Raw genomic sequence first — 13,604 nt, 5'->3', positions numbered from 1 at the left:
ATATATTAGAATCGGCCAGGTGAAACCGCCCCCGCCCCCACCCCAGCTGACCGCCACGGACTACGAGCTCCTGGCCGACTTCCGCTATGCGCTGCGCCGCTTTGCCGCCTTCAGCGAAAACGCCGCCGCCGAGCTGGACCTGATGCCGCAGCAGCACCAGGCCCTGCTCGCCATCAAGGGCACCCGCAAGAACGCCCCCGGCCGCCGTGGCCTGTATGTCGGCGAAATCGCCGAACGCCTCCTGATCCGCCCGCACACCGCCGCCGAACTGGTGGGCCGACTGGCGCGCCTGGACCTGGTCAGCCGCGAGGCGGACCCCGAAGACGGTCGCCGCGTCGAGGTCGTGCTGACTGCGAAGGCCGAGCGCATGCTCGAAGACCTCTCGGCCTCGCACCTGGAAGAATTGCGCGCCATGCGCCCGCTGCTGACGCGCCTGCTGACCCGCATCGGCGACGACTCCGGCAACGCCTGATCCACGTCCTGCTGCATAAGCTTATGCAGCGCAGCCTTGCCTCGCGTGATAAATTGTCGCCCCGCGACATATCGATGCGCGAGGAGATCGTTTTGGGTGTAGCAATCAAGCGCTGGCTGGGCTCGTTCGCGCCAGCGCCGGTGGGCGTCAACGGACGCGAGAAACTGTACGGCGCGCTGGGCGCGCTGCTCGGCCTGTTCTGCACGGAATGGGTGGGCCGCCACGCGCTGGGCGACGCCAGCCCCTGGTTCATCGCCCCCATGGGTGCGTCCGCCGTGCTGCTATTCGCCGCCCCCGCCAGTCCGCTCGCCCAGCCCTGGTCCATCATGGCCGGCAATCTGGTATCGGCCCTGATCGGCGTTTTCTGCGCCCAGTTCATCCCCGTGCCTGGCGTGGCCGCCGCCGTGGCGGTGGCGCTGGCCATCGGCGCCATGTTCTCCTTGCGCTGCCTGCATCCGCCCAGCGGCGCGGTGGCGCTGACCGCCGTGCTGGGCGGCCCCGCCGTCGCCAGCCTGGGTTACGGCTTCGCGCTCTGGCCCGTGGCCCTGAACTCCGCCATCCTGCTTTGCATCGCCGTGGTCTTCAATGGCGCGCTCAAGCGCAACTATCCGCGCCGCCACGCCGACCCGGCCGCCGGCCACAACACCCGCGACCTAGCGCCCAGCGCCCGCCTGGGCTTCAGCCTGGCCGACCTGGACGACGCGCTCACGCAACGCGGCGAGCTGCTGGACATCAGCAAGGAAGACCTGGAAGAAATCGTCCTGGCCGCGGAAATGCGCGCCAGCGTACGGCGCTTTGGCGACGTGCATTGCGCCGACATCATGTCGCGTGACGTGGTCACGGTGCAGGCCCAGGACCCGCTGGACTACGCCGCGCGTCTGTTCGACAAGCATCGCCTGCAGGCGCTGCCGGTGCTGGATTCGGCCGGCCGCTACGCCGGCATGGTCAGCCAGGGCGACGTGCTGGCGCGCCAAACCCGGCTGGCTGCCGTCGCCGTCGACGCGGATGCCGCGCCCGGCCTGCTGGTGGCCGACTGCATGCGCAGCGAAGTGCCCTTCGCCACCCCCGGCCTGCCCGTCATCGAACTGGCCCGCCCCATGTCGGACAGCCTGCATTGCGTGCCGGTGCTGGATGAAGCGCGCAACCTGGTCGGACTGGTGACGCAATCGGACCTGGTGGCGGCGCTGTACCAGATCGCGCTCGCGGCCAGCTCGCAGGCGCCGGACCCGGACGCCCAGCGGCTGGCGGCCTGAGCGCCGACCCTCCGTAGCCCTACGGATTCCTGCCCGCGTTGGCCGCAAGGCATAATTTCAGGCGTGAATCCCCTATCGCGCGCTCGCGCCTTCTTCTGCTGGCTGGTCCTGTTCACCTTCGGCGCCCTCTGGATCGGGCGGCAGGACTATGTGGACCAGTACGAACGCTTCACCCAGAGCACCAGCGTGGCGCAGCGCATGCTGAGCCAGAAGACGGTGCAGCATGAAGCCGTGCTGGCGACCCTGGCCGCCCTCTCCCACCCCCCTGCTCCGGAACGCCTCTATCCCAGCCTGCGGCCGGCCATGCCCCAACTGCTGGGGCTGGGCTACCTGTCCGGCGGCGCCTGGAGCGGCAGCGTGGCCGAACCCCCGGGCCTGGCGGCCGCCGTCGAACGCGCGCGCGGCCTGGGCCGGCCCGTGACGCTGCCGGTGGACACCGCACGCTATTGGCTGGTGGCGCCCTCCAGCTGGAGCCTGCTGCTGGACGCCAGCCAGCTGATACCCGCGGCCGACTTTCCTCCCGGCCTGGCCAACTTGACCCTGACGGTGGACCAGACCCCGCTGCGGCTGCTGGACAAGCAGCCAGATGCCAACGGTCCCGGCTGGCCGCTGGCCCTGCAAAAGCCGCTGGGCGCGGCCAGCCAGCCCTTCCAGATGCGCAGCACGCGCACGCTGACACCCGGCGTCTGGCCCTGGGCCACCTGGCTCGCCTGGGGCTTGGCCAGCGCGCTGCTGGTGGCCGGCGCCGCGGCGTGGCAGCGTTCTCGCGCCCAGGCCCGCCGCCACCAGGAGCAACTGCGCCTGGGCGCCATGGCGCGCCTGAGCACGCTAGGCGAAATGGCCGCCGGCATCGCCCACGAACTGAACCAGCCGCTGACCGCCATCCTGGCCCAGACCCGCGCCGCCGAGCGGCTGCTGGACGACGAAGAGGAACGCCCCGCCGTGCGCCACGCGCTCTTGGCCAGCGCCGAACAGGCCAAGCGCGCCGCCGACATCATCAGCCGCATGCGCGCCCTGGTGCAGCCCAGCTCGCCCGCCCGGCGCGAAGCGCTGGACCCCGACGCATTGGTGGCGTCGCTGCGCTTTCTGCGCGAAACGGAACTGGCCCGGCTGGGCATACGGCTGAGCTGGCACAACGCCAACCCGGGCATGCGTCCGCTGGGCGACCGCGTGGCCCTGGAGCAGATCCTGCACAACCTGGTGCAAAACGCCGCCGATGCGCTGGCCGACGTTGCCGGGCCGCGCCAGATCTCGCTGGAGGGCCGCGCCGATGGCGACACCTATCTGTTCAGCGTCAGCGACACCGGCCCCGGCATCGCCGCCGACGCGTTGCCGCGCCTGTTCGCTCCTTTCTACACCACGCGGCCGCAAGGCATGGGCCTGGGGCTGGCGCTGTGCGACACGCTGGCCGGCTCCATGGACGGCCGCATCGCCGCGCGCAATCTCAGCCCGGCAGGCGCCTGCTTCACGGTCAGCCTGCCGCGCGCCGCCGCCGTCTGACGCCGCAGGAATCTCCCATGTTCGAACAATCCCCGCTGGTCTACCTGGTCGATGACGACGACGCCGTGCGCGACGGCCTGGCGCTGCTGCTGCGCAGCGTGGGCCTGCGCAGCGAGGGCTACGGCGACCCGCTGGCCTTCCTGGCCCAGTTGCACCCGCAGTCCATTGGCTGCGTGGTCCTGGACATCCGCATGCCCGGCATCAGCGGCCTGGACGTGCTGAGCCGGCTGGCCGAGCAATCGGACCTGCCCGTGGTCATGCTGACCGGCCATGCCAACGTGGACCTGTGCCGCCGCGCCTTCAAGGGCGGCGCCATGGAATTCCTGCAAAAGCCCGTGGACGACGACGTCTTCCTGGACGCGGTGCAGGCCGCCGTGCGCACCCACATCGCCAGCCGCGAAAAACTCGCCGTGACCCAGGCCGCGCAGGAACGGCTGGACAAGTTGTCCGGGCGCGAGCGCGACGTGCTGGAACGCGTCGTGCAGGGCCTGAGCAACAAGGAGATCGCGCGCGAGTTCGACCTGTCGCCGCGCACGGTGGAGACCTATCGCGCCAACGTCTTCGCCAAGCTGGAAGCGGACAACCTGGCCGGGCTGATCCGCGAGTACGCGGGGCTGCTGGGTTAAGGCCGGTCCAGGCGGCCAGCAACCTTGCACGCCCCCCCTCCGTAGCCCTACGGAGGCCCCAGCGTAGCCGACCGAATACCGCCGATCGGCCGCCATCTTTACTCTGTCTGTTCCTGTCACCGACCCACTAAGGACACAGACATGTCGCCCAAACTCATCGCTTTCGCCGCCCTGTTCGCCTGCGCCGGCGCCGCCAACGCCGCCGTGCTCAACGAGAGCAACCTGTCCATGGCCGACGCGCAGAAGCTGGCCACGGCCACCGTCGCCGCCTGCCAGGCCAAGGGCTACAACGTGAGCGCCTCGGTGGTGGACCGCGCCGGCCTGCTCAAGGCCTTCGCCCGCGCCGACAATGCCGGCCCGCACACCATCGAGGCCAGCCGCGCCAAGGCCTACACCGCCGTCTCGGCCAAGACGCCGACGCTGACGATGCTGGAAAACGTGCAGAAGAATCCCGCCGCGGCCACCCTGACCGACATTCCGGGCTTCCTGGTGCTGGGCGGCGGCGTGCCCGTCAAGGCCGGCTCGGCCGTGATCGGCGCCATCGGCGTGGCGGGCGCCCCCGGCGGCAACCTGGACGCGCAATGCGCGGACACCGCCCTGCAAGAGAACGCCGAACTGTTCAAGTAAGCCGCTGCCGGCCGGGACGCGGCGCGTTTGCCGCGCCAGCGGCATCGCGGTAGGCTTGGGGCGCCATGCCCCAGCCGCCCTCCCTCTCCCTGCTCGACGCCATCCTGCGCCGCACCGCCCGGCGCTATCGCGTACCCGCCATTTCCCGCATCCCCGCCGAAGACGCCGCGCCCGCAACCGCGCTCGCCGTCGCCATCGAACAGGCCCGCCAGTCGCTCGAAGATGGCGCCGCGCCGCCGGCCACGGTCAAGCAGGCCTTTCTCGACGCCCTGGCGCGCCTGATACGCGACGCCATGCGCGAGTCCGACGGCGATCCCGCATTCCAGGCCATGCTGCTGCGGCACCGCCTGCCGCTCGTGCGCGAGTATGCCTCCCTGGCCGCGCGCGCCGCCCAGGACCGCCGCGAGATCATTGCCGCCGCCAACGCCATCGCCCACCCCGCCAAGGTTGAACGCATGCCGGCAGGCCCCGCGCGCGACGCCATGGCCGCCTTGCAAGCGGCGGCGGCATCCGAGTCCTGGGCGGCGCTGCCCGAATTCGCGCGCCGGCTTCTCGGTTTGTCCTCCGAAGCCCAACCGGCCTCCGCCGCGCTCGACCGCCTGCTCGCCAGCCCCGCGCTGGATCATCTGCAACGCCTGGACGCCCTGACCGCCGACAGTGACGTGCGCCATTACCGCGCCTTGTGGGAACAGCAAGGCCCGCGCCCGGGCAGCGCCACCGCCCTGGCCGAAGGCAACGCCTCGCGGTTGCGCGGCGACGCCGTCGAGGCGCAGGCGCTGCAAGCGCTCCAGGCCCTGGCGCGCCGTCTCAACGACGCCGACGGCAGCCAGGCCTACCAGGCCGTGTCCTCCATGCGCGTACCGCCTTCGATGCCCGCCAACACCGACCGCGCCAAGACAGAATGGGATGCCGCGCTGCTGCGCCGGGCTGCGGGCGATGGCGCGCCGCCGGCCTGGGACCTGTGCCTGCTGCTCGAAGCCAAGGCCTCGGCCGACGCAGCCGCCACCGACTTCCCGCGCCTGCTGCGCGGGCTGCGCCTGCTGACGCAAGCCGATCCACGGACCGACTACGCCTTCAGTACGCGCCAGGGCCGGTACCCCCTGCGTGGCGCGGCGCTGCGGGCGTTGCCCGCCGAAGGCCCGCAGCTCGAAACCACCGTGCTCTATGTCTGCGACGGCCCGGCCGATGCGATCCCGCGCCTGCTCAGCGCCGCCAGCCGCATGCAGCTGCTGTCCGCGCCGCCCAGCCTGGAATATGCCGGTCTTCTGGCGCAGGGTCTGGACGCGGCCCCCGAGACCTTGGAACCGGTCTGGCAACAGCTGCTGCAATCGGCCCAATGGGCCGGCGTGCTGCAGCAATACCCGACGCTATGCCAGGCGCGCGAACTGATGGCGCACCCGGATGACCTGATGGCGGCGATCGAAGGCGCCACGCGCTGAGGCCCACGCCCGCGGGCCGGTTTCGTACTGTGCTTGCCCTAGACCGCGGGCCCCTTCAGCTCGATTTGATTGCCATCGGGATCGAAGCAATAGATCGAAAGCCCTTCGCCTTCCGCGCCATACCGCAACACGGCCTTGTCCGCGGCAATTCCAAACGCTTGTAGATGTTGAACGATGGCCGCTTCATCGAACGGATCGACCCGCAGGCAAAAGTGGTCGACGTTGCGCCGCTCTTTTTCAGGCGCGGCCCCGCCAGCGGCGCCCAAGGGTCCTTGCACGTCGATCAGATCGATCATGGACCCGCCGGCGCTCAGGTGGATCATGGCGAGCTTGTCGTTCTTCTTCTTGACGGAGCAGCCTAATACCTTCGTGTAGAAGTCCACGCTGCGCGCCAGGTCTTGAACCCTGAGCACGACATGGTCCAGGTGCTTGATCTGAAATGCTGGCATGCGGATTCTCCCGGGTCGAACTTGGCATTGTCCTGCGGCTTTCATCGGCTGTCGAACGTCCCGCTTCAGGGATGAATCGTTTCACCGCGATCAAGCATGCCGATGAACTCTTGGATCTTGCGCGCCCGCGTTGTGGGCCTTTTGGCATGCTGGATCCGGAACAGAATGGCGTAGCGGTTCCGGCTGCTCAGCGTCGCAAAGAACGCGCTGGCCTTGGGATTGGCGTCCAGCGCGGCTTGCAGGTCGTCCGGCACGACCGAATTGCTGGGAGAGGCATAGGCGGCGGCCCAGCGTCCGTCCTGTTTGGCCTTTTCGATTTCCCGCATGCCGGCAGGGAGCATTCTGCCTGCAGCGATGAGCGCTTCGGCCCGATCCGTGTTGAGTTTGGCCCAAATACTCTTCGGAGAACGCCGGGTAAAGCGCTGCAGCCAGGTTTCTTCGCTTTCAGCCTGTTTTTGGCCATCGATCCAGCCATGGCAAAGCGCGCTCTCCACCGCCTGCGCGTACGTCAAGGTCCGCTGCCCGGCGCCTTTCTTGGCAATGCGCAGCCATACCCCCGCCGACGTCTCGCCGTTGTGCGTCAACCAGTCTTCCCATTCGCTCTGGGCCAGGAATGTCAGGCGAGGTTCAGTCATGGAGCGTTCCGTTCAATGGCAGTCCAACAAACCACTCGCGGCAGCCCTGCACAGGGTCATGCACGCGGCCGATTCAAGATGCGCTCATATTGAAGAAGGTCTTCCGCAGAAAAGCAGCAGAAGATCACCTCCAGTATGGATGAGTCCCCGGCCAGACTTTCGCGGACGCTTTTGGCAGCGACCTCCGCCGCCAACGCTATGGGATACCCATATATCCCCGTGCTGATGCTGGGCAACGCAATCGACGTGACCGCCCTTTCTTCCGCCAGCTCGATGCATCGGCGGTAGCAACTGGCCAGCAGCGCCGGCTCCCCGCTCTCTCCGCCCCGCCACACCGGCCCCACGGTATGGATGATGTACTGCGCGGACAGGCGATAGGCCTTGGTCACCTTCGCATCCCCCGTCTTGCAGCCGCCCAGCAATCTGCATTCATGCACAAGATCCGGACCCGCGGCGCGGTGGATGGCGCCATCGACGCCCCCTCCGCCCAGCAATGAGGAGTTTGCGGCGTTAACGATGGCGTCCACGTGCAGCTTCGTGATATCTGAACGGATTGCGCGCAGGCTTGTGGCCATGATCTTGCTCCTTGCGGTACGAACGCCGTCGCCGCGGCGCACTTGCAGGGCGATCTTCCTGCAGGCAAGCGTACGGCACTCATCACGCCTGCTGGCGGCGACGGATCGGGATTATGTTGCCAGTCTACAATTCCGCCCACTTCATGCACTCAAGATTGCAGGCTGACGCCGTTTCCCCACATGCAACGACGCCTTTTGATTGCCCTGTTGGTTACCCTCCTCGTGAGCGTCGGCGTGCCCGGCGGTTCGACGCAAGCGCTGGCCCAGTCGACGCCAAAAGCGCAATCTGGCGAGGGCCGCCCATATGAAATTGCCGATAGCGAAGTATGGGACGTGCCCGATCCCGTGTCGGGCCGCGGCTATCAGGTTTATGTCGCGTTGCCGCCGTCCTATGCGAAACAGCCGCAACGGCGCTACCCGGTGCTTTATGTGACCGACGCCGACTACGCCTTCCCGATCATCCGGCAGTTGGCGCGCCGCCTGAACGTGGAGGGACCGCAAATCGAGGAGTTCATTCTTGTCGGCCTGTCATATGGCAAGGGGGAAGATGGCGGAGTCAGCCGCCAGCGCGACTACACGCCGACACCGAACGGCCCAAGCACGGCACCGGCCAACGCGGTCCATGGCCAGGCGCGCGCCTATCAAGCGTATCTGCGCGATCAGGTGAAGCCTTACATCACCGCCCGCTACCGGACCGACCCGGCCAGAGCCCTCTTTCTTGGCCACTCCTATGGGGCGCTGCTGGGGACACAGATCCTGTTCACCGAGCCCGGCATGTTCAACGGCTATGTCCTCGGCAGCCCGTCCCTCTGGTACGACAAACGGCATGCCTTGAAACTCGAAGCGCGCTATGCCCAGCAGCATCGGGACCTGACGGCGAATGTCTATCTTTATGTCGGCGCCTACGAAGCCCTGCGCAAAGGCGACCGTCGCTACAACCAGACGGTGGACATGGTCGCCGACAACCGTGCGCTGGAGGCGGCGCTGCAAAGCCGGCAGTATCCAGGCTTGAAACTGAAGTCGGTGGTACTGAATGACGAGGACCATCTCACCGTGGCGCCGCGCGGCTTTATGCAGGCCCTGAAATATCTGCTGCCGGTGCGCTGAAGCAATACAGAAAGTCCTTCGCCTTCCGCGCCATGTGGCATCGCGGCCTTGTCCGCCGTGATGGGGTGGCGTTGGACAGCCTCGGACCTATGACGCCTCTCAAAGGGACGATCGGAGCTTCACGAATACGAGCTCGGGGTCGCCGTCGTCCAGATTCTCGATTTGGCCGCTTCTGATAAAGCCAAGCCGGCCAAGCAATTGGCGCATCGCGATGTTTGACCTGTTTGTCGACGTGAACAATTTTCCTCCCTGGCATTGCAGTTCCAGGGTCCGCATAATGGCTGTCGCGACGCCACGGCGTCGAGCCGAACGCTTGACGACGATCAGCGGAATGAAATCATGTCCGAAGAACGAGCGGTCAAGCACCCCATAACCGACCAGCGCCGAAGCATCCTCCGCTGCCGTCGCGGCCCAGCATTGGCCAGCAGCCACCGCCTGGGCGATAAATGTCCTCCTGCCCGGTTCCTGCCTGGCGATCGGATCCAGTTCAACAATCGAATCGATGTCTACGCTCTGGGCGATTCGGACCTGCGTTTGGAAAGACATGATCGCTGCGCATCGGGATTGGGGGATTCTTAGTCTACCTGCCCCGCATCCAGCAGGTGCCTGATCTGCCACCGTGGCGAATAGGCGATGCCGAGCCCGGCGCTGACGGCGGAATAGACCGCCATCGTGGTAGTTTGGAATGGACCACGGACCCCGACGTTGCGCCGCTTGCGATCTATCTCAAAGGCCCACTGCCCGGGCCTTGCGACCGGCCTATTCTGGGAACGCACGGACCTTTGCCCGCCGACATTACCCCTGAACTGGTGTCCTGCCACTAGTTAATCCAGTGAATCCAAACCGCAGTTTTCGATATTCGGCGGGCCGAATCATCTTTGCCATGTCACGATTAATGAAACGGTATTGGCATTAACGCGATCGAATACGATTCCCATCAACGAACTAATGCAAAGGATGCGCACCAACAAGGAATCAGGGTTTATACGAACAGATTATGCGCTGGACATCACTATCCCATCAGCGGGATATTTGGCAGAATTTAATACCGGCCGCTTTTCTACGCGAAAACTCATGCGCAAACCTGAATTCGCCTTGCACGATGTGCGCTGTGCGTTTCTGAAAAAATGGCGCGCTTTTGTTTTGGTCCTGTTGATCGTGCTTACCGCTGCCTTCTCGTGTATTTTGTATTTCCACGAGTCGCAACGCGGAGAGCTCGCAGCGCTGGCTCTGGGAGGAACCTTAATTGGAATGCTGTTCGTTGGCTTTTTTGTTTGCAGGCGTTGACTGATTTTGTCGCGCCACGTCGCACCGTGCGACGCACTCCCAAATCCGTATTGGATAATCAGCAGGCCATATCCAATATATACAAGCTAAAAATACGAAAACGCCCTGGTTTTACGCCAGGGCGTTGCTTCAGGACGGCAAGTCACCGTCCCCGCAAATACCCGTCCCGCGTCTGCGGCAGCTTCATCCCCAGCACGGCGGAGGCGACCTGAGTCCGCAGGATCTGCGCCGTGCCGCCGGCGATCGTGAACATGCGTGCGTCGCGCACGTGGCGCTCCATCGGCAGGTCGCGCCCATAGCCTGACGAACCGTGCAGCTGCAAGGCGTCGTTGGTCACGCGCTGCGCCGTTTCCGCCGCGTATATCTTCGCCTGCGCGGCCAGCGACAAGTCCGGAAAGCCGAAAGTCCGCGGCGTGCCGCTGCGCGCGGCCGCATGAAGCATGTGGCGCGCGGCGTTCAACTGGATGGCCATGTCGGCAACCATCCACTGCAAGCCCTGGAACTCCGCTATCGGCCGGCCGAACTGCTGGCGCTGCTTGACGTATTCCACGGCTTCTTCAAAGGCGCCCTGCGCAATGCCCAGCGCCACGGTACCCGCGCCCACGCGCTGGGCGTTGTAGGCCTGCATCAGCCCGGCGAAGCCGCGTTTCAGGCCCTCGGGCGGCGCCACCAGCATGGACTTGTGCACCTTGAGGTCGCGGAACTGGATGTACGTCTCGGGTATGCCCCGCACGCCCATGGCGTAGGAACGCTTGGCGATCTCCAGGCCATCGTCCGCGGCGTCGGGCTCGCGCACGTGGATGAAGGCGCCTATGCCCAGATCCACGCCCTCGTCGAACACGCGCGCGAAGATCAGGTGCAGGCGCGACACCCCGCCTCCGGTGATCCAGTATTTCTCGCCGTTGATGACGTAGTCGTCGCCCACACGCACGGCGCGTGTGCCCATTTCGCTGGCGGCGCTGCCGGCCTGGGGCTCCGAGATGCAGATGGCGGGCTTGTCGCCCGCCAGCACGCACCCGGCGGCCAGCGTCTTCTGCTCATGGCTGCCGTATTGCATGATGGCGCCGATTGCGCCCATATTGGCTTCCACCGTGATGCGTCCCATGGTGGCGCAAGCCTTGGCCATTTCCTCCACGACCAGGACGGTATCGAGATAGCTCAGCCCCTGTCCGCCGTACTCGCGCGGAATCGTCATGCCCATGAAGCCGCTTTCGCGCAGCAGGCGGACATTGTCCCAGGGATACTGTTCGGATTGGTCGGTGGCCGCGGCCGTCGGTTTGAATACGGTCTGCGCCAGTTCGCGCGCGCGCTGCTGCAACGCCGATTGTTCTTGAGAAAGCTCAGTCATGGTTCATCCTTGCTACGTGCAAAACTCCGGCCGGGCCGCCAGGCCCGCCGGCATCAACCCACCTTGATATCCGCGCGCCGCGCCACCTCGGCCCAGCGCTCGACTTCGCTTCGCGTCAGGGCGGCAAGCTCCTGCGGCGTGCCGCCGCCCGCGTCGGCGCCCAACGCAATCCAGCGCTGCACGAAAGCCGGATCGGCGAACGCCTCGTTGACCGCCGCATTGAGCACGCGCACCACGTCCGCGGGCGTGGATGGCGGCGCATAGATGCCATACCAGCTGGTCGCGTCGTAATTAGCCGCGCCGCTCTCCGCCGCCGTGGGCACGTCGGGCAGGCTGGGCGAACGCACCTTGGACGTCACCGCGATCGCGCGCACGCTGCCGGCCCTGATGTGCTGGATGGCCGAAGGCATGGTCTCGAACATCATGTGCACATTCCCGGCAATGATGTCCACGATCGCCGGCGCCGAGCCGCGGTAAGGCACGTGCATCATCTGGGTGCCGGTGACGTTCTTGAAGTATTCGGCCATCAGGTGCTGCATGGTGCCCGCGCCCGGCGTGGCATAGCTGTACTTGTCCGGATTGGCCTTCAGCAGCGCTACCAGCTCCTGCACATTCTGCGCGGGCAGATCCTTGTTGACGATCAGCGCGTGGTTGACGCGTCCCAGAAAACCCACCGCCGTCATCTCGCGGATGTCGTATCCCAGCTTCGGATACACCGACTGGGCGATCGCGTGATGCACCGCCCCGAACAGGATCGCGTAGCCGTCGGGACGGGCCTTGGCCACGGCGTCGGCGCCCAGCGTGCCACCGGCGCCGCCGCGGTTTTCCACGATCACCGACTGGGCCAGGCTGGCGCGCATCGGCTCGGCCAGTTGCCGCGACAGGATGTCCACGGTTCCGCCCGGCGCATAGGGCGCGACCAGCCTGATGCTCTGCGACGGATACTTGCCTTGCGCAAATGCGCGGCTCAATGGCGTCAATGCGGCCAGCGCCAGCAACTGTCTCCTATCCATGCCTCTCTCCTCTTGTGTCCGCCTTCGTCGAAGCGGTGTTGTCTAAGATGTGTGACGTCAGTCCGGCGGACCGCCCGCCGTCCAATCGTCCAGGATCTGCCGCGCATGCTCGTTCAGGCGGGGCGGCGGATTGCGGTAGGAGACCGGCGTGGCGGACAGCTTCAGCGGATTGGCCAACAGGTTCAGTTCGCCGCCTTGCGCCCATGCGCAGGGCATGCGCAACTGCGCGCCGCGAGCCTGTACGTGCGGGTCGTTGAATACGTCGCGCAGGTCGTTGACCGGACCGCAAGGCACGCCCACGGCTTCCAGCTGTTCCAGCCAGACCTGCCTGGGGCGCCGGGCCAGCGCTTCCTGTACCCGCTGGCAGAGTTCGACGCGGTGGGCGACGCGGGCCGCATTGGAGGCATAGCGCTCGTCGTCCGCCAGCCCGGCCACGCCGGCAACCTCGCAGAAGCGCCGGAACTGCGCATCGTTGCCCACGGCAAGAATCATGGGACCGTCCGCCGCGTCGAATACCTGGTAGGGCACGATGTTGGGGTGGCCGTTGCCCAGGCGGACGGGCGGCTCCTGCCTGGCGAGATAGTTCGTCCCGGCGTTCACCAGCCAGGCAATCTGGCTGTCCAGCAGCGAGATGTCGATGTGCTGGCCCTGGCCGGTCAGGTCGCGGTGGCGCAGCGCCGCCAGGATGCCGACGGCGGCATACATCCCGGTCATGACGTCGGCGATGCCCACGCCCACCTTCATGGGCGCGCCTTGCGGCTCGCCGGTAAGGCTCATGATCCCGCCCATGCCCTGGATCAGGAAGTCGTAGCCCGCGCGCTTGGCGTACGGCCCCGTCTGCCCGAAGCCGGTGATGGAGCAATAGACCAGGCGCGGATACCGGTGCTTGAGCTGTTCATAGTCCAGCCCGTGCTTGGCCAGGCCGCCGACCTTGTAGTTCTCGACCAGCACGTCGGCGTGGTCCAGCAGTTGATGCAGCGTTTCCCGGCCCGCCGTCGTGGCGATGTCGATCGCGATGGACCGCTTGTTGCGGTTGGCGCTCAGGTAGTAGGCGCTTTCCGCGGTCGCGTGGCCGTCCTGGTCGTTGATGTAAGGCGGCCCCCATTTGCGGGTGTCATCGCCCTCGTCCGGCTTTTCCACCTTGACCACGTCCGCGCCCAGGTCGCCCAACAGCTGCGTCGCGCTGGGACCCGCCAGGATGCGCGAGAGGTCCAGGACACGCACGCCCTTGAGCGCGGAGGCTTCCACTGACTGCATACGCCTTCTCCATCAG

General features: G+C 66.5%; 15 protein-coding genes and 1 pseudogene. 8 read left to right on the top strand and 8 right to left on the bottom strand.

The annotated features are described in order from the left end of the window. Positions 1-19: 19 nt before the first annotated feature. The 6 genes from ACZ5YA_RS04415 (at position 20) to ACZ5YA_RS04390 (ending at position 5,917) form a co-directional block, all read left to right on the top strand. Positions 20-472 (top strand): MarR family winged helix-turn-helix transcriptional regulator, encoded by a 453-nt coding sequence (locus tag ACZ5YA_RS04415; protein ID WP_464092079.1) that lies wholly within the window; start codon positions 20-22, stop codon positions 470-472. A gap of 92 nt (positions 473-564) precedes the next feature. Next, positions 565-1,725, top strand: a complete 1,161-nt coding sequence (locus tag ACZ5YA_RS04410) for an HPP family protein (RefSeq protein ID WP_464092078.1) — start codon at positions 565-567, stop codon at positions 1,723-1,725. Positions 1,726-1,788: 63 nt separating this feature from the next. Beyond that, positions 1,789-3,225 carry a sensor histidine kinase gene (locus ACZ5YA_RS04405; RefSeq protein ID WP_464092077.1) on the top strand — a complete coding sequence of 479 codons (1,437 nt, stop codon included), beginning with the start codon at positions 1,789-1,791 and terminating at the stop codon, positions 3,223-3,225. A 17-nt stretch (positions 3,226-3,242) separates the two neighbouring features. Next, positions 3,243-3,851: a response regulator transcription factor gene (locus ACZ5YA_RS04400; protein WP_059379715.1), complete on the top strand. Its 609-nt coding sequence runs from the start codon at positions 3,243-3,245 to the stop codon at positions 3,849-3,851. Positions 3,852-3,992: 141 nt separating this feature from the next. After that, positions 3,993-4,478 (top strand): GlcG/HbpS family heme-binding protein, encoded by a 486-nt coding sequence (locus ACZ5YA_RS04395; RefSeq protein WP_059379714.1) that lies wholly within the window; start codon positions 3,993-3,995, stop codon positions 4,476-4,478. Positions 4,479-4,543: 65 nt separating this feature from the next. Beyond that, positions 4,544-5,917, top strand: coding sequence for a 3-deoxy-D-arabino-heptulosonate 7-phosphate synthase (locus ACZ5YA_RS04390; RefSeq protein ID WP_464092076.1), 1,374 nt, complete (start codon positions 4,544-4,546; stop codon positions 5,915-5,917). A gap of 38 nt (positions 5,918-5,955) precedes the next feature. On the opposite strand, the gene ACZ5YA_RS04385 is transcribed toward ACZ5YA_RS04390, so the two are convergent. From ACZ5YA_RS04385 to ACZ5YA_RS04375, 3 genes are all read right to left on the bottom strand, one after another. Continuing rightward, the gene (locus ACZ5YA_RS04385) at positions 5,956-6,366 is read right to left on the bottom strand and encodes a VOC family protein (protein WP_059379712.1); all 411 of its coding nucleotides are present in this window, start codon (positions 6,364-6,366) and stop codon (positions 5,956-5,958) included. Positions 6,367-6,431: 65 nt separating this feature from the next. Further along, complete coding sequence (locus ACZ5YA_RS04380; protein WP_464092075.1) at positions 6,432-7,001, bottom strand: YdeI/OmpD-associated family protein; 570 nt, start codon at positions 6,999-7,001, stop codon at positions 6,432-6,434. A 56-nt stretch (positions 7,002-7,057) separates the two neighbouring features. Then, the gene (locus ACZ5YA_RS04375; RefSeq protein WP_059379710.1) at positions 7,058-7,576 is read right to left on the bottom strand and encodes an O-acetyl-ADP-ribose deacetylase; all 519 of its coding nucleotides are present in this window, start codon (positions 7,574-7,576) and stop codon (positions 7,058-7,060) included. 180 nt (positions 7,577-7,756) lie between these two features. Between ACZ5YA_RS04375 and ACZ5YA_RS04370 the strand changes: the two genes are divergently transcribed. Further along, on the top strand, positions 7,757-8,683 hold the full coding sequence (locus tag ACZ5YA_RS04370) for an alpha/beta hydrolase (RefSeq protein WP_251880298.1): 927 nt from the start codon (positions 7,757-7,759) through the stop codon (positions 8,681-8,683). Between the two features lie 99 nt (positions 8,684-8,782). Here the strand turns inward: ACZ5YA_RS04370 and ACZ5YA_RS04365 are convergent, their stop codons facing one another. Together ACZ5YA_RS04365 and ACZ5YA_RS04360 are read right to left on the bottom strand one after the other, a co-directional pair. Beyond that, positions 8,783-9,229: a GNAT family N-acetyltransferase gene (locus tag ACZ5YA_RS04365; RefSeq protein WP_118931961.1), complete on the bottom strand. Its 447-nt coding sequence runs from the start codon at positions 9,227-9,229 to the stop codon at positions 8,783-8,785. Positions 9,230-9,261: 32 nt separating this feature from the next. Further along, positions 9,262-9,429: pseudogene (locus ACZ5YA_RS04360) on the bottom strand (LysR family transcriptional regulator); the annotation flags it as partial. Positions 9,430-9,640: 211 nt separating this feature from the next. On the opposite strand from ACZ5YA_RS04360, the gene ACZ5YA_RS04355 reads away from it, so the two are divergent. After that, entirely contained in the window at positions 9,641-9,970 is a 330-nt protein-coding gene (locus tag ACZ5YA_RS04355) for a hypothetical protein (RefSeq protein ID WP_124260346.1), read from the top strand. A gap of 142 nt (positions 9,971-10,112) precedes the next feature. Here the strand turns inward: ACZ5YA_RS04355 and acdA are convergent, their stop codons facing one another. The 3 genes from acdA to ACZ5YA_RS04340 are packed head-to-tail and all read right to left on the bottom strand — an operon-like array spanning position 10,113 to position 13,588. Next, the gene (gene acdA / locus ACZ5YA_RS04350; protein ID WP_464092074.1) at positions 10,113-11,318 is read right to left on the bottom strand and encodes a 3-sulfinopropanoyl-CoA desulfinase; all 1,206 of its coding nucleotides are present in this window, start codon (positions 11,316-11,318) and stop codon (positions 10,113-10,115) included. A 53-nt stretch (positions 11,319-11,371) separates the two neighbouring features. After that, on the bottom strand, positions 11,372-12,331 hold the full coding sequence (locus ACZ5YA_RS04345) for a Bug family tripartite tricarboxylate transporter substrate binding protein (RefSeq protein WP_118931959.1): 960 nt from the start codon (positions 12,329-12,331) through the stop codon (positions 11,372-11,374). A gap of 57 nt (positions 12,332-12,388) precedes the next feature. Next, a complete protein-coding gene (locus ACZ5YA_RS04340; RefSeq protein ID WP_118931958.1) occupies positions 12,389-13,588 on the bottom strand; it encodes a CaiB/BaiF CoA transferase family protein in 1,200 nt (399 codons plus the stop codon). Between the last annotated feature and the right edge of the window lie 16 nt (positions 13,589-13,604).

The organism is Achromobacter sp. JCM 18799, assembly GCF_055395645.1.
This window is presented reverse-complemented; position numbering and strand designations above follow the sequence as displayed.